The organism is Heyndrickxia sp. FSL W8-0496 (genome assembly GCF_038007825.1).
Taxonomy (GTDB): domain Bacteria; phylum Bacillota; class Bacilli; order Bacillales; family Bacillaceae_C; genus Heyndrickxia; species Heyndrickxia oleronia.
Genome location: NZ_JBBOXX010000001.1, coordinates 1,695,396 through 1,715,638, shown reverse-complemented (window position 1 = coordinate 1,715,638; position 20,243 = coordinate 1,695,396). Strand labels below are relative to the sequence as shown.

General features: G+C 35.0%; 24 protein-coding genes. All 24 read right to left on the bottom strand.

Going from position 1 to position 20,243, the window contains the following annotated elements:
* Window positions 1–16: 16 nt before the first annotated feature.
* Window positions 17–1,453 (bottom strand): hypothetical protein, encoded by a 1,437-nt coding sequence (locus NST63_RS08605; RefSeq protein WP_341041871.1) that lies wholly within the window; start codon window positions 1,451–1,453, stop codon window positions 17–19.
* A gap of 3 nt (window positions 1,454–1,456) precedes the next feature.
* The gene (locus NST63_RS08600) at window positions 1,457–2,299 is read right to left on the bottom strand and encodes a phage tail domain-containing protein (RefSeq protein WP_341041870.1); all 843 of its coding nucleotides are present in this window, start codon (window positions 2,297–2,299) and stop codon (window positions 1,457–1,459) included.
* Window positions 2,299–7,404 carry a phage tail tape measure protein gene (locus NST63_RS08595; protein ID WP_341041868.1) on the bottom strand — a complete coding sequence of 1,702 codons (5,106 nt, stop codon included), beginning with the start codon at window positions 7,402–7,404 and terminating at the stop codon, window positions 2,299–2,301. Before NST63_RS08595 ends, NST63_RS08600 begins: the two co-directional genes overlap by 1 nt.
* 16 nt (window positions 7,405–7,420) lie before the next feature.
* A complete protein-coding gene (locus NST63_RS08590; RefSeq protein ID WP_341041865.1) occupies window positions 7,421–7,585 on the bottom strand; it encodes a hypothetical protein in 165 nt (54 codons plus the stop codon).
* A 2-nt stretch (window positions 7,586–7,587) separates the two neighbouring features.
* The gene (gene gpG / locus NST63_RS08585; RefSeq protein WP_341041864.1) at window positions 7,588–7,920 is read right to left on the bottom strand and encodes a phage tail assembly chaperone G; all 333 of its coding nucleotides are present in this window, start codon (window positions 7,918–7,920) and stop codon (window positions 7,588–7,590) included.
* Between the two features lie 152 nt (window positions 7,921–8,072).
* Complete coding sequence (locus NST63_RS08580; RefSeq protein WP_341041862.1) at window positions 8,073–8,639, bottom strand: major tail protein; 567 nt, start codon at window positions 8,637–8,639, stop codon at window positions 8,073–8,075.
* Between the two features lies 1 nt (window position 8,640).
* Window positions 8,641–9,033 carry a hypothetical protein gene (locus NST63_RS08575; RefSeq protein ID WP_341041861.1) on the bottom strand — a complete coding sequence of 131 codons (393 nt, stop codon included), beginning with the start codon at window positions 9,031–9,033 and terminating at the stop codon, window positions 8,641–8,643.
* Window positions 9,030–9,416, bottom strand: coding sequence for an HK97-gp10 family putative phage morphogenesis protein (locus NST63_RS08570; protein ID WP_341041860.1), 387 nt, complete (start codon window positions 9,414–9,416; stop codon window positions 9,030–9,032). The genes NST63_RS08575 and NST63_RS08570 overlap by 4 nt, the downstream gene beginning before the upstream one ends.
* Entirely contained in the window at window positions 9,409–9,759 is a 351-nt protein-coding gene (locus tag NST63_RS08565) for a phage head closure protein (protein ID WP_341041857.1), read from the bottom strand. The genes NST63_RS08570 and NST63_RS08565 overlap by 8 nt, the downstream gene beginning before the upstream one ends.
* Entirely contained in the window at window positions 9,728–10,006 is a 279-nt protein-coding gene (locus NST63_RS08560; protein ID WP_341041855.1) for a head-tail connector protein, read from the bottom strand. The genes NST63_RS08565 and NST63_RS08560 overlap by 32 nt, the downstream gene beginning before the upstream one ends.
* Before the next feature lies 1 nt (window position 10,007).
* On the bottom strand, window positions 10,008–10,460 hold the full coding sequence (locus tag NST63_RS08555; RefSeq protein ID WP_341041853.1) for an Ig-like domain-containing protein: 453 nt from the start codon (window positions 10,458–10,460) through the stop codon (window positions 10,008–10,010).
* A gap of 93 nt (window positions 10,461–10,553) precedes the next feature.
* Complete coding sequence (locus NST63_RS08550) at window positions 10,554–11,708, bottom strand: phage major capsid protein (protein WP_341041852.1); 1,155 nt, start codon at window positions 11,706–11,708, stop codon at window positions 10,554–10,556.
* Window positions 11,708–12,466: a head maturation protease, ClpP-related gene (locus NST63_RS08545; RefSeq protein ID WP_341041851.1), complete on the bottom strand. Its 759-nt coding sequence runs from the start codon at window positions 12,464–12,466 to the stop codon at window positions 11,708–11,710. The genes NST63_RS08550 and NST63_RS08545 overlap by 1 nt, the downstream gene beginning before the upstream one ends.
* Window positions 12,444–13,658 (bottom strand): phage portal protein, encoded by a 1,215-nt coding sequence (locus NST63_RS08540; protein WP_341041850.1) that lies wholly within the window; start codon window positions 13,656–13,658, stop codon window positions 12,444–12,446. The genes NST63_RS08545 and NST63_RS08540 overlap by 23 nt, the downstream gene beginning before the upstream one ends.
* A 54-nt stretch (window positions 13,659–13,712) precedes the next feature.
* Window positions 13,713–14,225 (bottom strand): hypothetical protein, encoded by a 513-nt coding sequence (locus NST63_RS08535; RefSeq protein ID WP_341041848.1) that lies wholly within the window; start codon window positions 14,223–14,225, stop codon window positions 13,713–13,715.
* Between the two features lie 83 nt (window positions 14,226–14,308).
* Window positions 14,309–16,105, bottom strand: coding sequence for a terminase large subunit (locus NST63_RS08530; protein ID WP_436580134.1), 1,797 nt, complete (start codon window positions 16,103–16,105; stop codon window positions 14,309–14,311).
* Window positions 16,106–16,157: 52 nt separating this feature from the next.
* Window positions 16,158–16,484: a P27 family phage terminase small subunit gene (locus NST63_RS08525; RefSeq protein ID WP_251345462.1), complete on the bottom strand. Its 327-nt coding sequence runs from the start codon at window positions 16,482–16,484 to the stop codon at window positions 16,158–16,160.
* A 143-nt stretch (window positions 16,485–16,627) separates the two neighbouring features.
* Window positions 16,628–16,972 (bottom strand): HNH endonuclease, encoded by a 345-nt coding sequence (locus NST63_RS08520; protein WP_341041846.1) that lies wholly within the window; start codon window positions 16,970–16,972, stop codon window positions 16,628–16,630.
* Window positions 16,969–17,499 (bottom strand): hypothetical protein, encoded by a 531-nt coding sequence (locus NST63_RS08515; protein WP_341041843.1) that lies wholly within the window; start codon window positions 17,497–17,499, stop codon window positions 16,969–16,971. The genes NST63_RS08520 and NST63_RS08515 overlap by 4 nt, the downstream gene beginning before the upstream one ends.
* 38 nt (window positions 17,500–17,537) lie before the next feature.
* A complete protein-coding gene (locus tag NST63_RS08510) occupies window positions 17,538–17,789 on the bottom strand; it encodes a hypothetical protein (protein ID WP_341041842.1) in 252 nt (83 codons plus the stop codon).
* Window positions 17,786–17,965: a hypothetical protein gene (locus NST63_RS08505; protein ID WP_341041841.1), complete on the bottom strand. Its 180-nt coding sequence runs from the start codon at window positions 17,963–17,965 to the stop codon at window positions 17,786–17,788. The genes NST63_RS08510 and NST63_RS08505 overlap by 4 nt, the downstream gene beginning before the upstream one ends.
* 51 nt (window positions 17,966–18,016) lie before the next feature.
* The gene (locus NST63_RS08500; RefSeq protein WP_341041840.1) at window positions 18,017–18,562 is read right to left on the bottom strand and encodes a hypothetical protein; all 546 of its coding nucleotides are present in this window, start codon (window positions 18,560–18,562) and stop codon (window positions 18,017–18,019) included.
* A 621-nt stretch (window positions 18,563–19,183) separates the two neighbouring features.
* Entirely contained in the window at window positions 19,184–19,342 is a 159-nt protein-coding gene (locus tag NST63_RS08495) for a hypothetical protein (RefSeq protein WP_341041839.1), read from the bottom strand.
* A gap of 73 nt (window positions 19,343–19,415) precedes the next feature.
* Complete coding sequence (locus tag NST63_RS08490; RefSeq protein ID WP_341041837.1) at window positions 19,416–20,216, bottom strand: hypothetical protein; 801 nt, start codon at window positions 20,214–20,216, stop codon at window positions 19,416–19,418.
* Window positions 20,217–20,243 lie beyond the last annotated feature (27 nt).

The window sequence follows — 20,243 nt, the reverse complement described above, 5'->3', positions numbered from 1 at the left end:
TTTCACCTTCTCTCTTTTAATTAGGTATGCCCCAAGCTATACAAGCAAATTTACTATATGTTTCGAATTGTGGTTGTTGGTATGACGAAGTAACTTCAATATCTGCGTATATTCGATTTCCAACAACTCTAACCCCACTACCATAAGTAAAATCAGCTCTTGCTTGTAAAACAGTACCACCAGTATTTCCACCATTTATCCATCTATTTAAGTACAAAGGTTCTCCATAAGTTGTACTAACAAAATCCCTAAATAATATAGGTATATAGCCACTGTATCTATCAGAATTAATAGTTGTGTAAATACCTGTAAAATATATAAGACATCCTTTCGGTATAAAACCCGTAAATAAAAATTGTACTGTAAAAAACCTACTCCAAGTAGTAGATGTTCTTAATGCATTGTTTGCACTAATATAATCCTCACTAACTTTCATTTCTGCCGCTTTCACATATCCACTTCCGTTGTAATACCCTTCTGGTATAGCAATATTTGTGCTTGTAGGATAAAAAACAATACCACCCCTGTTTGGCATTGTTCCAACTTGTTCACCGTCATCATTAGTAAATGTTTTAGTCACTAACACTTGTGCAGGTTGTGCGTTACCACTCCCCCCTTCACCCTGTAAGATAAAATCCGTTCCATTGTACCTTAAAGTGTAAATTCCATTTGGTTTTAATGAACCAATACTAATAGATCCACCATTTGGTTTTTTAACATACTTTTCGCCCAAATTATTAATATTTATTAATACTCCAAGTGCGTTATTAGTCTCCAATATTTTTATCGATAATGCTAATCCTTCATAATATTGAGTTACACCATCTAGTGTTATATTATATTTACCTTTTGTATCATATCTAGTTGCTACTGCATATGGTATGTGTTCTTTATAATCATGAATATGTTCTTCTAAAGTAGCATTATCAAAGTTAGGAAGAATCTTAGAACCTGCCCAAGGGCATATATCTGTTTTCCCTCTTTCGTCAATCACATCATTAGCATTAATATAAGTCTGTCCACCAATGATTTTTACTTGTGCTAAAGAGATTTCATAAATAAATTGATCTCTTTGTAAAGCAGGAGCAACAGGTACAACAGCAGGTACTCCCTTCTTAATAAACGATTTTACAAAACGAGATTCAGTATTAAGATCCATACGAACTACGATTCTATCAATTCTGCTTTTGCCAAGAGTTTCAGTATCATGAGTAAGTGACAACTTTGAATCATTCTCATAAAACCGTCCTTCAATAAAGGCAATACCTGTATCTATTTCAGTGATCATGTTAGATCCATTTGCAGTGACCTTTAATTCGTTTCCTGCTCTTTTCATCAAGCCTGTTGTAACTAGAGATTTAAAATAATCGGTAAATCCTTGTGCATTGTATTCCCTATCTTTCTTTCCATTTGCATCGATTGTAGGGTCAAAAAACATAGATTTTTCAGCCAATTGCTACACCCCCACATATAAGTTTTTGTATTCAATAAATACATCTGGCTTACCGCCTTCTGTAATAAAACTAAGCTGATTTTCTCCAACGTCTAAACTAAAAAAAGACCAAGGTAAATCAAGGTCTATATATCCCATGGCATCAGTTTTCACACCATCAGGAGCAATAATTTGAACGGATTTATTATTAAAATCCGTTGTGATTACAAGGCTATATCCATCTGGAATTGTTCGTTTAATTCGCAGGGTTTCACCTGTATTCAACTTGGTGATTTTCGGATTTACTGATTCACCGCGAAATGTAATTTTCACCGGTGTTGGAACGTCACCTTCATTTACAAGCGTCCTGGTATCTCCCCTAGTAGCAAAGCTAACTGGAAAAGAAAATGGAAAACTAAAGTTAGATACAAAATCCTCTAGCTTCACATTAGTTGGATTGATATCTTCCCAATATGGGTTAGCACAAAACAAATCAATTATTGCCTTTTGTGATTGTCTTGGACGTTCATCTGGATACTTTGGAACATGCTCTGAAATTGCTCTGATCTGACGTTTTACAAATCCATTTTCATAAATAAGTAATCCCTCACCTAGTTTTGGATTAAATATTCTAGATAATATTTGCCTATTAATCTGAAAATCTTTTAATATGGCCACCTCAATGGGGATTACTCTTTCATTCATCAGAACATCGATTGGTTCACTACCATCCTGGAATGGAGATTTTGATGTTTGAATTTCTGCATCTACATCACCAAGACCTTCGATTTTATTCAAGAAAAAAGGGAATTGATAGCCAATCTCTACCGATTCCCCTCTTGCATTTATAAAGGTTATTTTTTGCATTACGTTGTTAACCCCCATTCTGGTGCCAAGTGTTGTAAGGCTTGTTTACTTTTCCTTGCAGTTTCACTTGGTTTAGGGTTAGGACTATTAAAAATAAGCTGTTGAGTGAAATTCCCTCCTGCTACACCACTTAAAAAAGCCTTTTCTAAGAGGATCAATAGCTTGTCTAACTTATCTTCAAGTCCAGGAGATTCAATCTGATTTTTCACTATAAACTCATGAGAATTTGAACGAATCCCATTTGCTGCAGATCCTATAATATTTGCTAGACCTGAAACATTTGGAATAGCAGATTTTGCAAGTTGTTTAGCAGCAGCCATTACAGAATCTACTTGATCAAGCATCCCACCTTCTAAACCTTGACCTACGTTAACACCTATTTGGTATGTTTTACGGGATGGAGATCGAACTTGTAAAGATTTACGAATAGTAGCTGAAATAGAATCTGCAATAGATCTCGCTTGAGCCATTAATGGACCTTCCATTGACTTCATACCATTCATTAGACCTTGGATTGTATTTTTTCCAATTGCACTCATGCTGGCATTCATAGCATTAAATTCATTAGTTGTACCATTACGAATTTCTTTAACCTTTTTAGTCCAATCTGTTTTCAATTGTTCCAATTGAGAATTAGCGTTTTTATGCAATTCATCTATTTTCTTTTTGGTATCAGTTTTAAGCCCTTCAAGTTCATTAGTAGCTTGTTGGCGAGCAAGTTCATTTTTCACTTTCCAAAGACGAACAAAATCTTCTAGCTGCGTATCAGTCATGTTATTTAGTGCAATAACTTCTGCAGCCGCTTTAGGACCCATTTGTCTTAATTCTTCAAGTAGTCCTTTATCTATTCCTTTTTGAGCTAACTGCTCAATACTAGTTGCCCATTGACTAAAGAGGTTTACTTGATCAACCAAATTCTGAACAAGTTTTTCCCCTGTAACATCCGCTTTTAAAGAGACTTCATCAAAAATACCTGCGAAAGAGTATAACGCATTTGTACGATCTTCCACGGCCTTTCGATACTCTTCATTTAAGGCATTTTCTTCATCGATCAATTTCTGATTTATTTCTTGAACCTTTGTTAAATATTCATCATTTAAGGAAGTAAGCTTATCATGAATTTCCTTTTTAACACGGAAAACATTTTGTTCAGCTTCTTCACGTTCCTTAGAACCCTTCTTAAAACGTGCCTGGACCCTTTCCCATGCTGCTAATTCCTCAGCAAGAGCAAGTTCGTTTGTCTGCTTTTTCTTGTCGATGTATGCCTTTGATTGATCAAAACTCTTTTTAAGTGCTTCTGCTTCCTTTTTTAAAGCATCTTTTCTAGCTTTTTCAATTTCCAGATTGACTTTTTTTATCTGATCTCCAGTTTTAGCATATTGCTTGCTAACTTTTTGCAGTTCTTTAATATAGCCATTTGCATCAATTTTGCCCATTTTAAATTTATATTGAGCATCATCCATTGCGGAATTAAATGCTTTTTTAACTGCAGCAGCCATTGCTTTTGCACTAGCTGAAGCAGATTTTGTATTCTTCTTAATACCTTCTTTAAAACCATCTGCATAGTTTTTCCCTTCCTTTTCTGTCTGTTTAGAAGGGGAATGAGAATCAATAGATTTCTTCAATGCTGATAATGCAGTTTTCCCTAAGTTCCATGCAGCATTAAAGATAGAATTACCTGTGGAAGCTACAGAAATAGAATTAATAAAACCGGATACAAAACCTTGTCCTGCATCTTCAGTTTTAACAGATTTAAGTCCTTCTTTCCCACGGTTTGCAAGACCTGCTGCACTATTAAAAACAGTGCTATATTTAGATAAGATTCCGTTACTAAGTTCTTCACCGGCTTTTTTACCTCCACCACCATCAGAGGTTTTGGAGAGAACATTTTTGACTTCATCTGTTATTTCTTTAGCAGTCCGCATGTTTTTACTGGTGGTACTGTCAAGACCCTCATTATGTGCATTCCCTTTGTTTTCACCGGCTTTTTTAGCCTTATCATCGCCTTTTGACATTTCATTAAGGGATTCGTCCACCATTTGTTTTGCTGTTTTTACTGCCTGTTCTTTGGTCATTCCAGTCGATTTCAAAAAGGCTGCAAGATCTTTTTCATATTCAGATTTAGTCTTTTTAGAGAAATTCGTACTGCTCTTTAAAACCTCTTCCGTGTGAGCCTTCCACCGTTCGAAATATTCACTGGTAGTTTCTTCTACAGAATAAACATATCCTGTTGCAGTACTCATATATTTCTTTTGCTTTTCAAATTCTTTTCCGGTTGCAATATCTATTAATTTGCCACGAGTATCTAAATGAGATGCAAGAGTTGATAAAGTCTTGTCACGTTCCTGTGCAGCTAGAGCCAACATTTGGTTAGTTCGAGATTCCACACCTGTCATCAAATTATTATATTGCTCTTGACTTATCCGACCTTGTGCTAGTGCTTGTTCAAATGTTTTTTGCTTATCTCCATAGTATTTATTTGCAGCATCTATTGATTTTTTATAAGAATCATTAATAGATTTTGTATACTTTTCTGCTTCATCTGCAAGAACCTTTCCTTGCTTGTCACTTATAGATTTTTGGATAGCTCGAAGTTCATCTTGAGTTCTAGCAAACTCCTTAGCTCCACCCTCCATGATTTTTAAGGCTTCTGAATACTTTGTAGCAAATTCCGCTGGCATTTTAGAAATGTCATTATTATATTTTTCATGTGCTTCTTTTACAGTATCTAAAGCTTTTTTATAGTCAGCAATGTCTTTATCAAAGCTTTCTAGCACTGTATTTGTCATTTCTTTAGCTTTATCTTTTCCAGCCTTGCCAGCTATATCATAAACCTCATTAATGGCATTTGTTAGTTTTTGTTTCTGTGTTTCTAAAGCAGTTATTACTTGATCTGCCATTTTAGAAAATGCATTAACTACTTCTTGAGAGGTTGCTTTTGCTTTTTCGCCAGACATATTTTGTAATTCTAGCATTTTAAGCTTAGCGCCTTCGTATAAATCGGTATATCCTTTGACACCTTTCATCGTGCCTGTAGATAAACCATCCCCATACCGTATAGCTGCTATTTCAGCCTCTTCTTGCTTCTTCTTTAAATTCTCCGTATGCTCATGTGCTGCGAAAAGAGCAAGCCCTAAAGCGCCAACACCTGCAGTTATTCCAGTAATCGCTAAACCGACCGGTCCTGCAAATGTCATCAATGCTCCAATACCCATTGTTAATGTTCCCACAACACCAACAACCCCAAGCATTGCAGTACCAAGAGCAGTTGTCTTTACTATTGTTTCTTGAGTGCCTTTATCAAGATTTTGGAACCATCGAATAATATCTGTAGCTTTTTGTACCACACCTTCAAATGCAGACATTAAATGCTGAGATAAAGTAATTTGTAAGCCTTCAAATGCAGATTGTAGTTCAACTACCTTTCCATAAGCATTATCTGTCATAGTCTCAGCCATTCTCTTAGCTGCCCCGTCTGCATTCTCTAATGCTTTAGTATTGTTCTCAAGTGTTTCTGAGCCAGCATCAAGTAGTACTGCCCAATGTTTATATGCCTGGGCACCAAAAAGAATTGATAGAGTAGAAGAAGTCTGTTCTTTGGTCATGCCTTTAGTGCCTTTTTCAATTTCTTCAATTACTTTAGGCAATGGTTTCATGTTGCCTTCCGCATCGAAAAATGACATTCCTAATCTCTTCATTTCTTCTTTCATCTGTTTTGTTGGTTTTGCTAATCTTGATAGTGATGTAGCAAAGGCTTGACCTGCCATTGAACCTTTGATACCTGCGTTAGCAAGTGACATGGTTGCAGCTGCTGATTCTTCCATTGTCCAACCAAGTGCGTGAGCGACAGGTGCAAGATAGGTCATAGCCTCGCCCATTTGCTCAACATTTGTATTAGCGTTAGCTTGTGCATAAGCAAAAATATCTGCTGCATGTGTTGCTTTGTTAGCACTAAGTCCAAAAGCTTGCATTGTATCCGAAGTGATATCAGCAGCTCTACCAAGGTCTAGTGATCCAGCAGCTGCAAGGTCTAGCATCCCTGGCATTGCTGATATAATGTCATTTGTTTTCCATCCTGCAAGAGCTAGATATTTCATACCCTCGGCAGCTTGACTTGCACTAAATATGGTCGCAGCTCCTAGATCCTTAGCTTGTTGTTCTAGCAACTTAAATTCACTAGTGGTAGCACCGGATATTGCTTTTACTTCTGACATACCACGTTCAAAATCCATGGCCACACCGACGGCCTTTTTCATTTCTAATGCTATGGCAGAAAATCCAATACTAGCTGTAATACCAACAGAGGCACCGATATTTCGCATTTTCATGCCAACGGCATCTAAATTAGATGAAAACTTACTAAAACTAGAATTTTGGTTTTTTAATTCCTTTTGAAGTGTACCTAACTTTGTATTTGTTTGAGTTAACTCATTTTGAAAGTTATTCAGTTTGGTATTTGCCTTAGTAATCTCTAATTCTAGATTTTTAGTTTCTTGTGCATCTTTTCCTTTGGATTGGGAAATACGACGATATTCCTCTTCTAGTCTTGATATTGCTTGTTTTTGAACGTCAATTTTTTTGGTTAATGCATCTGCATGCAACTGGGTTTTATTGAGAGCATTATCGAAATTCTTGGAGGAAGATGCAGCCAAAGAAAAATCCGCATCGATCTGCTTCATACGAAGAGATAATGCGGACATATCTGTTTGGAATTTTTTAATGTTTTGATTTTCTCCGAACTGATTCATTTTTTTATTAGTTGCAGTCAGTTCGTTTTGCATTTTATTGAGTTCTGCTGTAGCATAATTCAGTCGTTTTGCTAGATTTTCGGTTTCTTTTGCATCCTTGCCCTTTTGAGCAGCAGAATCGAGATAGGCATCCTTTAATGTCTGAACCCTTTTTCTTTGAAGCTCTATTTGTTGGGTAAGGAGCTGAATCTTCGCTTCCGATTGTTTTAATTCATTACCCCAAACATTTATGCTTGTTCGATTTGCTTCAAATTCCGACTTTACTAGTTTCATTTGACGAGCAACAGCACTCATCTCACTATTAAACTCTTTTGAATTTGAATACAAACGAACCTTAACATCTGTTCCCTTCGCCAATTACTACCACCTCCAATCAGCCAAGGATTTGATCAATATAAACGACATCTTCTTTTTTCTTTTCCTGTTTTCTACGGGCCAATAACTGCAAGTGATAAACAATATCCATTTCATCTATTTGGTTTTGAGTGAAACCGATATCAATTAAAGAATTATATAAATCCTGAACAGCTTCACTCAAGGTTAGTTTTTTGAGGTGTCCTTCGATTCTCCATCCGCTAATAACCCACTTGCAATTGCAATATTTCCAATCACGAAATGAACGGTAGCATAAACGGTGTTAACAATTTTTCTAGCATCGATACCATTTTCAAAATCATCAGCATCAAATTTATTACCAAACACATCACAGACAAATTGGAAATTTTTATCATAATCAAATTTATCTGAATCAAATGATTGAATTTCTTGTTCAATCTCAGCAGCCAAACGAAATAACTTCCCAGGTATAAAGCTTGGAGCAGTAAACTTTTTATTTTTCCCATCAATTTTTAAAGAAATAGAAAATGAATCCATTTTATTTTCCTCCAATCAAAAATAAAAAAGAGCAAGGATATCCCTGCTCTTTTAAGTGGTTATATTTTGTTTGAATTCCCCATTAAGACTACGACCAAGATAAGGTGACGCTGTTATCCGTTTCATTCGAAGCCGTTAATCCTTGGGGTGTATTAGGGTGTAGAATTTAATTGAGATTTGTCATAAATTACTTCCTTAAACCAGTCCATTCCTTTAAGTTGCTCTGTTTCAGCCTGAGCTTTCCAATTCCCATTATGTTGAAGTGGCATAAATTTCAGTTTAATTTTTGAAGTTTGTGGATCAGCTTTCCCCTCATCTGTTTTGTGTTCAATAGGCAATAATTCGGGTTTACCTTTTAATAACCAGTAATATCTATATCCACCAGATGAAACTTTCGCACGAAAACCAAGTGCAAGGTTTATCGGTTGATCATCTTTATTGGAGAATTGAACACCATTTACCTCATTCATGTTATAAATCTTTTTTTGCATGGTAAGTGGTAAATCTGCAACCTCTAAATCGACATCTATATCACCTAAGCTATTAATTACATCATAAGCTGAATTATCTGCCCAAAACGTAGTACTTTCCGTTTTTGGATCAACTTTAACATTAACAGCTCCTTCTAACTTTGTAGGTGTTTCGAACAATGCTGCATCAGTAGTATCACCAGTTAATTCCGCGATATGAAACATGTCTAAACCATGTACTAAACCCATTCTATGAACCTCCTAAATATGTTTTTAAATATCTCATAGGTTTGTGATAAACCTTTATTTCTTCTTCATATAAATCATTAGAGTCATAACGTGAAAAGCCGATAGACTTCATTGTCTTATCGACTTCTTTGGCTATAGGGGTTTCTGATGAAATAGTTTCAGCTGTATTAAAAATGCTAATTTGAAAACGAACTTCTGCAGATATAGCTTCATTATCTGCATAATCATCATCCCCATTTTTTAGTTCCGAATAAACTATTCTTGGATATTCTGGACCATCTTTTGGTGGTTTAGCATTTCTATTGTGGAATCCACCAGGACAAAGAGAAATCAACAAAGTATTTTTTTTAAATGCTTGAAAAATCTCTGTTTTTGCATCAAAAGGACCTGTCATTTCTTGATCGCCCCTATATAAATGCTGGCCATTGCTTCAGTTGCTTCCTCTGCACCTTCATCCGCCCCCTTTTCTATAAATGGATAGGGTGGCATTTTAGATGTACCGTACTCTAAAAACTTAGCTCGCCAAGCTACTTTTTTATTTGGGCCAACCTCAACAAATTTACCATCATCATTTTCTTTTGGACGAGAAACGGTAAGGTTATCCTGAATATGCGCTTGATTCTTATTACTTCGATTAACATTCGCTTTTTGATGTTGAGCAATGATTTCTCCCCCTGCTTTTAAGGCCTGATTATCAACCTTTTCAACATCACGACCCATTTCTTGAAATTTAGCTGTTAATTCATCTAAACCATCGAAATCAAAACTACTAGGCATGAATCCCCACCTCTTCACATATGATCTCATAAAATTCTCTGGAGTCTTTAGCATAATCGAAGTCTTTTACATCAAAGGTACGTCCTTCTTTTTTATGAACAATCCGCATATTATGCTTTACATTTTTATTTACTCGGATAATTATCTTTTTTGGAGAACGAACTTCCATAGAACCTGCAACCATGACATCAACATTTCGCATCGAACCGGTTCCCTTAATTGCTCCCCAAACAGTAAAGGCATCTTCATACCCTTCAACCCAATCCCCTTCATCATCTTGATAGCGAGTTGGGATTTGAAAAGTTAGGCGCTTATTTAGATCCGCTAGATTTATTCTTTTCAACTAAAGCACCTGCCTTTAAATCCAGTATGAGGGTTTGCAAACTATCATTAATCCCTTTTTCAACAGCTTCATTTTCATAGCGTTTCATAACTAACAACATGATTGCTAGTTCATAAGTTTTAGAGCCTTTTACTTCAGGAATCCCTTTCCCCTTTAAAGTTTCCTTTGCTTCATCAATATAAAAAGTGAGAAGGTCATCCTCCTCCTCATCAATCCGCAATTGTTTTTTGATTAAAGCTAAATTCATTTTATTCGCCCTCAGGTGGTGGTGTAGGATCAGTAACAGTAACCGCGCAAGTGGCCTTTTTAGTATTATCCGTTTTGCTAGTAACTGTTATTGTTGCACTACCTGACTTAACTGCTACAACTTTCCCATTTATATCTACCGTAGCAATTGAAGGATCACTTGATGTCCATGTAACTGCTGGATCGGCAGTAGAAGGAGAAACGGTAACTGTTAAAGTGTTGTTTGCTCCCGTCTCTAATGCTAGTGTTGTTTTATTTAATGTAACATTTGAAACCGCACTATATTTAGTGCGAACCAATAAAGGTTCACTTAAAGCTGATTCTCCAACTTCATTTTCTGCTGATATCTGGTAACTATATTCCTTATTTGCAGTTAAACCCGTATCAGTAAAAGACTTTTCTGTAAGACCGCTGGCTACTTTCTTGCCATCACGGTACAAATTATAAGTTTCCATGATTTTTTCTCCTTTCCTATCCCCACGCCTTATTCCCAAGCCAAAGTAACAGTCGTTACCGTTTGGCTTGGACTATTAAGGTTTTGGGGTGTGTTAGGGAGTAGTTTGCACTTCAGCAATTCGGAATGCAGAGTTTAAGGAACGTTTTTGGTCATACCATGCTGTTAAAACAAATAGGTAATCCCCTGTATCTACATTCTTGTCAGAATCATATACCAAACCATCATAGTTGATTCTGAAATAGTTGAAGTCTCCAACGATTGGTTTTACTGCACCATCAGCAAACTCAACCGGCTTGCCTAATACTTTTTCAGGTGGAGCATCGTAGAAATTTGTAGTCCCATTAGATAAATACTCGATAATTTCCATATAGTCACTATAAGTCATCAAGATTTTTGCATTATCTCTGAAGTCCTCTGGTAAATCAGCAATTGCTTCCTTAATTGCTTTATGGAGATTTTCACCCTTTACTCGTTTAATATCTGAACCATTATAAAAGGACATATGTTCAAGACCTGGTTTAGGGGTAGTAGTCAATGCATCTTTCTTTTCTTTAGCAGCAAGACCAGAACGTAAGGCATTATCAACGAAACTTACTAATTCTAAATCTGTTCCATGAATCACTGTATCAGGAATTTTAACCTTTACTTTAAATTTGTTACGTCCAAATGAAACAGTATCTCCAGTCAGCTTAATTTCTTTTGCTACTTCACCATCATTTACAAAATCGTCATCATCGAGAGTGTAAGCTATCTTAGGTATTTCTAGTCCTTTGATGCTCGTTACACTTGCAAGTTCACGTAACTGGTTCTTAGCAAATGGTTCATGAACAATATCTTTTGTCATTGTTTTTGGAAGAAGCTTGTCCCCTCCAGTTTCATTACCAGCAGGAATAGCAATTAATTGTTTGACTTCATCACTAATTGGACGACCCTGAACTGAAGCACGAATAAACTCTGCTTTCGCTTTTACCATTTTGGCTTCCTGATCAAGTCCATCAAATCCTGCTCTTTGTTGCTGAATTTGTTGTTCATTAAATTTTGCTCTTTGTTCGGCTTCTAATTGATCGTGTTGCTCCTTGATAACATCAAAACGTGCCTTTAAATCTCCTTTTGATTTTTGAAGATCTTGAATTTTTTCCATGGTCGCAGAAGGGTCAATTGCTTTTTGAGCAAGTTCACCTTCAACTTTTTGTAATTGTTGGCCAATAGTAGCCATTGCTTGTTTTAATTCGAATAAAGTTTTCATTATATCAATCCTTCCAAAATAGTATTTAAATAAGCAGAATTAGATTTTGCTTCTTCCGCAATTCTTTGCCGTTCGGCCATCTCTTCTGCTGAAACAGATGAATTTTGACCAGGAATTAATTGCTTTGGTACATTTCGATATTGCTTTGCCCACTTTTCATCAAACGCATAAGCTACTGCTTGATTTGCCTCAATAACCTCATCGCAAAGACCTAACTCTAAACATTGCTCTGCGGTTAACCATGTATCTTCCTCAAGCATTTCATATAACTTTTCTTCAGACATTTTATCACCAGCACGATCTAGATAATGTTGGCACATTGCTTTGCTAATACGTTCCACATCATCCGCTTCCTTACGTAGTTGTTTTGCATTCCCATATGCTCCTGTCATCGCGTGATGAATCATCATTAATGCATTTGCTGGCATAATAATACGTTTTGAAATCATTGGTAAGACAGATGCACAGGATGCAGCTACTCCATCGATGTGTGAAATGATATCTGCTGGATGTCGTTGTAACATTGCTATAATTGCCATCGCTTCAAATACACTACCTCCAGGACTATTAATATATAAATTAATAGTTTCGATTCCATCGCCAAGTGAATCTAGTTCATTTTTAAAAGTAATAGACGATACCTCACCATACTCTTCCCAAGCATACTTAGTAATCTCACCATAAATAAAAATATCTGCTGTTTTGTTATCAGCAGATGCTTTCATTTGAAAAAACTTATTCTTTTTCTGTTTTCCCACTATCCTTCACCCCCTTTCGTTGGGTTGGATCCATTTCCATCGGATATAGATCACCAGATACCCATAATTGAGCAGCCGCTCCGCCTTTAGGAGGCAAATCTTCTAATCTCCTGACTTCATCTGGTTCCATGCCACCACCTCGCAGCATAACTTGATAAAATTGCGTTCTTGCAGCAGTATCACCCCTAAGCAAACCACCAAGATTAAACTTGAAGTAACAACCCTCTTTACGATCATAGTCCGTCAACAGCTTTCGATTCATTTCAGCTTCATATTGTCTAACAATAGGTAACACAGTCATATTGACGAACTGAATCATCAACTGTTCATTACTACCATAACTCTGCCCTTCTGTATCATTAAGGAATAAAACTGGGACATTAAAAACGTTGGCTACCCTTGAACGTGTAATTCGTTCGGATGCCAACGTATCGGAAGCAAAATATTCTTTTTTCATTTTATCAATTTGTACGCCAGGTTCTTGGAATAGAATCCCACCATTATCTTGATAAAACCTTCTAAAATCATTGATTATTTCTTGTCTTTTATCCTCATCAACATTCGAACCATAGGTAAGAATAAAGCTATCTTTTTTTTGCATTTCTGAAAGAGAAAACTCTTGAACAGCTTTATCATATTCAAGTGTGTTTTTCAATACATCCAATGGACTTATTCCTGCCCACCTACTAGTACCGGTTATATGCTTAACATGAAACATATTCATATTATGAAAATAGTAAGTACCACCCACACCTTGAACCTGATACCATAAGTTATTGTCATCTGTATTTATAAAAGGAGTAACATGGGAAGAATCAAGTGGGACTAGTGCTTCAACTTGCATTCGAATATCCCTCATAATAACTGCATACCCGTTACCAGTTTCGTTTCTAGACACTTCGATTTTATTGATCCAATCAAAACCTGACATGTTAGGATTAGGAGTATTAATCACTACATCAGCTGCTTGATTCATTACAATGTCATAGTTTTGATAAAGCTTTAGGGGTAAAGATGATAATGTATTTGCCAAACGACTTATAACACTGAAAATCGTTTCATTTGTTGCTAATTTCGAGTTATCAATCCCCCAAAACTTACGACCAAACCAGGAAGAAAAATTATACAAGGAACCTTTCCAACCAGCAACCGCGCCTTTGACAGCCCCTTTAAATTTGTTTGTCCATTTCAAAATCTCACCACCTTTCAATATTTAAAGTTCTTTTACTCCTTTGGTTATAATGTTCTATTCTTTAGCACACTTATTCCAATTGAAAGATTTTGGAATAATTCTACTTGCTTTCTTTTCCTCTTCATACATCACAACCCATATATTGCCTTTTTTCTCTAATTCTTTTATCACATTATTTCCATCGATTCTTTTATATAGAAAGTAACCCTTTGTACCTTCAATCCCATTCTTTAGAAACAATCGCCTAGAACCATTACTTGCACCCACAAATAATTGCTGAAGCGAAATCTTATCATACTGATTTTTAATATGTTCCCCCAGTTTTAAATCCAAGTCCAAGTCATCGAAAGTATATTCTCTGTACCCAGATAAATCTAATTCAAAACTCTCAACTATGTCTCTTAATACCTTCTCATTAAATTCTTTCATTATTATCTCAAACTCTTCTATACAAACTTTTTTAGGTGGCTTTATTTCACTTTTTGAAACGGCATTTACAGTTTCAACATTAGTTCCAAGTAGTACAATTAGATATAAAATTAATAAGTTAGAACCCAATTTTACCAAGGACATCACTCCAGATAATTTTTCTTATATATTGTCCGGATCAGTTTTAACTATTCTTATCTAAAGATTAGTTGTTCTACATGTCATTTTACTAGGTCCTTTACAGATACAACCTTTATTTTGCCTTCTCCTTTAGGTTTTACAAACATCTTCATAACTTCCACATGACTGTTTATAAAGGCTGCAAAACCATCGATTTTTCTAAACTTACTTTGCTTTTGAGGAAGTTTATTTTTATTGGCATCTTCCCTCATTTTTACGTTATTGACGTACCATCTAAATAAACGGTCAACAAGTGGTTTTTCCATTTCTGAATTTATATAACTAAATATGACATTGCCATCCAAGAATCTCTCCTTAGCATCATCCACAGCTGGACCAAGTGTTAAAAATCCTTGTCTTACTATCTCAGTTGCAAAACCATAGGAGTTTAAAGATTCAACAAGGCCATAAGCTTTTGCAGGGTCATACATTATTTTTTGAAGGGAATAAATTTTTGCTTTCCCAACAAACCAATCGTAAATATACTCTTTTTTCACGTAATCACCTGGAATAATCGTCAATAATCCTTGCTGTTCATATTCCCTATATGGAATTTTTTCATTGTTTTCTTTAACTTTCTTTTCAGGTATCCAAGAATGAGATAAGACAAAAACTTCTTCGGTATCAATGATAGGAAACTCTAAGCATGCACTTGTAAAATCCTCTGAATCTGAAAGATCGAACGCACCAATACATACCTTGCCTTTTAAATCATCCAAATTAATTACTTTGTTATTCTTTTTGATTGTTTTAAAATCCAAAAATGATTGATGACTATTATTTACAAACATATTGAATTGCTTAGTGATGAAATCACTGCGTTCTTGTGGAGTGCGCTTGTCTTTTTTCCAATCGTCTATGAGTGTGACTAAATTTAGGGATACACCCATATTTGGATTTGCTTTGATCCACATTTCAGGCTGATCAAATTCTTTTTCATTATCCAATTCAGCCATAAAATAAAAAGTGCGATCATCAGGAACCGCACCTTCAAGGACTTCATCTGCTTGAGAGTAATAATCTACTAAAGGTCCATCTAATTGATACCCAGCAGTTGTAATATATAAAATTAATGGCTGCTTACGAGATCCACGGGACTTTTTAATAACATTTATTAGACGATAATCTTTAAACTCATGGATTTCATCAAAAATCCCAAGATGAGTATTAAGACCATCCAATTTTTCAGAATCGGAAGCCCTTGGCTCAATTCGAGATTTCGTTTTATCATAAAAAATCCCTTTTTGATTGGTTCTGAATCGCTTTCGTAGTTTAGGTGAACTTTCCACCATAGCTTTTGACTCATCAAATAATTCTCCAGCCTGTTGCTTAGAATTGGCTAAAACATAAACCCTTGCCCCTTTTTCATGGTCCTTACTTACAGCGAAGTTGGCTAATCCGGAAATAAGAGTCGTTTTTCCGTTTTTACGACCAAGAAAAATAAGGCCCTCACGAAAACGCCTTATACCTGTATCTCTATGAACCCATCCATATAGTGAGCCTATGACAAAATGCTGCCATGGTTGAAAAACTAAATTATCATAATCACCTTTTGATGGTTTGCAATATTTTTCAATAAACCGAATAGGTCTATGCGCTAATTCTTCATCAAAAACATAAGGAAATTCGTCAGTTCCTGCACGTTTTAAATCATTTAAATGACGTTTACACGCTAATTTTATCTTTTTTCCAGCTACAATATTTCCTTCTACTACTTGTTGAGCATACCAAGTTGTTAAAAGCCTGGTAGAAAAATATTCTAAAATAAACCCTTTTTTTACTTGTTCATTTCGCCAGTTTTGATACCAATTTTCTAGTTCAATAGGGTTTGCAGTCATTAAAGACCACGAATCTTTTTTCCGCGTTATTACAGACATTTTTTAACCCACTTTAAAAATCGTCAAAGTCGTCATCGTCATCAACACTCTGACCATTCGCTATTTTTTTTCGTTGAGCAGGTGTCAAACCTAGCGATTTCAACAAGTTATTAAGAGTTTGAACAGTTTTAGTCAATTCAATAGAAAGGGGGTTTTTTACTTTATTTTTTGCACCAGCTTTATTTGTGTACTCATACATCAATTCACCTTTCATGATTTCTTTTTGTAAACGTCTATAAAATCGATGTGTTTCCACGTACAATTTTATTAATTCTTCATCCGATTCACGATAGGATTCTCCTAAATAATCCCTCAACATTTTTGCAGATGGTACAGCCATTTTTAAACAACCCCCTTTCTATTGAAATTTCAAAGTTTGTATTTTACCCCCCTTTCATAAAAAAATCATTTGCGTAGCAAGGGAGGAAGTCCTGCCGGTCTGCAGCGAATCGCTTTTTCAGAAAAATAGGGAGGGGGGCTACCTCAAAACACTTCATCATTTGCGATTGTGCTAATCACTTTAACCTTAACCTTCTTCTCAACCTTCTTTTTCCCATAACCTTTCTCTGGATGCTCTTTGTTATGACAGGAAGGACAAATAGTTTCCAAGTTTTCGAGATCCAAAGCAAGATCTGGGAATTCTTCTAGAGATTTAATATGGTGAACTGTGTTTGCCGGTGTAATTATGCCTTTCCTAAAACACTTTTGACAAAGGTATTTATCACGAATAAGAGTTAACTTTCTACGCACTTTCCAAGGGGTTCCGTTATAAAATCGTTTAGCTTCTTTATTCCGTTTATATTTGTCATAAAATTGATGTTGTTTCATATGATGGGTTCAAACGAAATAGTTTTGATGGGTATTGGTTTCTCTCCACACTCTTTTTCCGCGTGTTTGATAAAAATTCTAGGCGGTTTTGGAACACTGGTATCTGTTTCCCATTTAAACTTAAGGTCAATCATTCGCTTTATCTCTTCGCCTTCAAATAAAACTCGAGGAACACTATCATATGAATCTAATTCTATTACTAATAATTTTGTAAAATCTTTTTCATTAGAAAGGTCAACTTCTTGTACCAGACATTTCCTTTCTTTATACCCATCATATAAATCCAAGACTGTTTCAACTTGATCAGGTGTTAAATCAAAGCAATGTTCTTTATTAAATTCGATTATTTTCCCTCTTACGTATATCGCTCTTTCTGTAACCTTTATAGGTTTGCGTTTAAATGGTTTTGATAAGACAGGACCATTACATCTTGGACATCTTATTCCATCCAAATGTTCATTACCTTTTGCTATTGTTATTGTTCGGCATTCTTTATCGATACATTCAAGTTGGAATTTCGGTTTCATTTAATATAAACTCCCTTCTTAAATAAAAAAGCTACCTGTTAAGTACTTATCTGTTCTTTCAATTCATCCATTCTTTTTGAAGCATTCAATTTTAGATTTATAATTTCTTGCTCCAACTTTTGAATTTGCCTTTGCATTCTTCTCACTTCTTGATCAGTTATATAAGCTGTATATCTAGTCTTACAATGCGGACAAACAAAATATGTTTCTTTAATTCCTTGACCGTGTTTCTTTTCCTTTGGTTGTACAGGGAAATTCTTTTTACACTGATCGCAGTTTACTAAATTCATTTCCTTCTCACCCTTCCACCTACTCTTTTAAACCTGTCACGATTTGTTCCCATAATGTCATGCCAATTAACTTTCTCTTGTTTCAGTTTAGACTTTTCTTTTTTATTTCTAGCTGCTCGTCTTAGTTGGTTGAACTTACGAATAGAATATTTATTTATATGATCAGCAAGTTTCATGAATTCACCTTCTTTTATGCAAAATAAAAAGCATCCACTAATCCGTGAATGCTAAACGCCGTGTTTCTCCATATCTATTTGTTTTACAAAGTAATCAAGATTTTTTCTAAAATAATTATGATTAATAAACAATGTAATGGTTAATATACAGATAACAATTAATAAAAAAATAGTTTTAATTGAATAAGAATAAAAAATTAATAATAACCCTACTGTAATCAATGATAATACACCACTTGTAGTTAATGCTCTTAGAGCATGCACTTGCCCTAGACGGTGTCTATATATTCTTTGAATTTCTTGTCCATATTTACTTTTCATTATAATTTGATCAAGTTTATATTCTCCTTTAAAGTATTTTTTCCAATTTGTTATTATAAGAAATCCAAATAACATACTAATTTGATGAATCATATGGCCAATAATAATTCCAGTTACACCTAATAATGCAGTTATTCCAATTATAGAAACATCTAAACTTTTTAAATACTGAACTAAGCGTTCTTTATCATCTAGTAAAAAATATATAAAGATTACAAGAGTATAAAACCAACCTGGGATTCCCCACCTTACTAAATGTTTAGCTTCAAAATTCAATATCTCCCCCTCCTCTATTAAAACTATTTTATCTAATAATTTCATTTGCTAGTATATATTTATATATTTCTTTAATTATTTCTTTCTTATACCTCTAATTAGCGGTAGGCACTGTACTCTAATTAGCGGTAGGTGATACCTCTAATTAGCGGTAAGTCAGACTATCCTCTAATTAGCGGTAGGTCATCTGTTCGGTTGCCAAAATCAATGGATTTGGGTGGAAAAGTTGCAAAGAGGAAAGAAAAAACACCCACTTAAAGTGAGTGTTAATTACCATCCTACTCCACCCGGATCTTTGGCTAATGCTATGTAGCCACCACCGCCTGGGTCTTTATATTTTGGATTGTATCCTGTACCACGTGGATCTAACATAATAATCCCTCCTTTCGTTTACTTACGTTATTCGACAATATAATATAAATTCCTTCTTCAACATAAAATGCGGGTAAGGATTTGCACCCTACATACCTGTGGTTATCAACTATAATTGACTCGGCACCTCTTTTGCGTCTACCTATTCCGCCACCGCATAAAATAAAAAGACACTCATGGTGGATGTCTTAAAGATCAATTTCTATTCAGTTTTGATTACATTCATAAGCAAAGCCCTAATGAACCTAACTAATCTTCCCTTTCACCTGCCGCCTTTAGATCAAGATTATAATCATCAATTGCGTCTACAATTTCCCTTTTCATTTTTAAGGCGTAGTCTTCATATTCAGTACCTTTAATTGATTCAAGAAATTGCTCAATAGGTTTTAGAATTTGTTCTTTATCCATTTAATTCACCTTCTTTTATGCAAAATAAAAAGCATCCTTTATGTGGATGCATTTCTAGTCTAAAATCAGTTTATCAATTATTATCTTCAAAAAAACTTAGTACTGATAAATAACTTTCCTCGTCTTTATGGGCTTCTATCTTTTCATCCATAGCTTCACAAAATTCTCGTTGCATATGAGATATTTTAAACTCATACAACTCATTTGTTGCCGCGAATACACCGATCATTTTTAAAGCCATGTAAAAACCTGAAATCATATTCTTATAAGATAAATGGAGATCTTCTAGCAAATTAGCATCTATTGTAATCTTTTCAGTAATTGCGTTTGTAATATCCTTCACAACTATAGCTTTATCATTTTTATAGCTTAGGTACAAATATAATAAGATTAAAGTAAAAAATGGTGTTGTTTTGCTGGAAGCTATTTTGATTTTATCCATCCATTGTTCTTTAGATAATACTACTTCGATATCATTACTATTGTCATTACCAATTTTTCTGCTTATTAGTTCCTCAAAACCTGAGAACCTACTATCTACTTTTTCATCTAAAGTATGATTAATAGATTCTATTTTTTTTTCTAGATTTTCAAATAAAACATTTATACTGTTATCCTCTAATTTAGCTGAGACTTCGACTATTTTCTCTGCAGATTCTTCAAGTTTCTTTGTTGAAAACATAGTTGTAAAACCTTGATAATACGAATAAACGATTGCTAACACTGCTAATATTATTGATACAACAGTACTTGCAAAGGCCCAATTATCAAGCAATGGTTGATTATTTTTCCCATAATCAGATGACAAAAGCCATATAACAAAAGTGAAAGCGAACCAATAACCTAAGTCTTTTTTTGTTACCCATTTAAACATATATATCTCCTTCCAACCACAATTAAG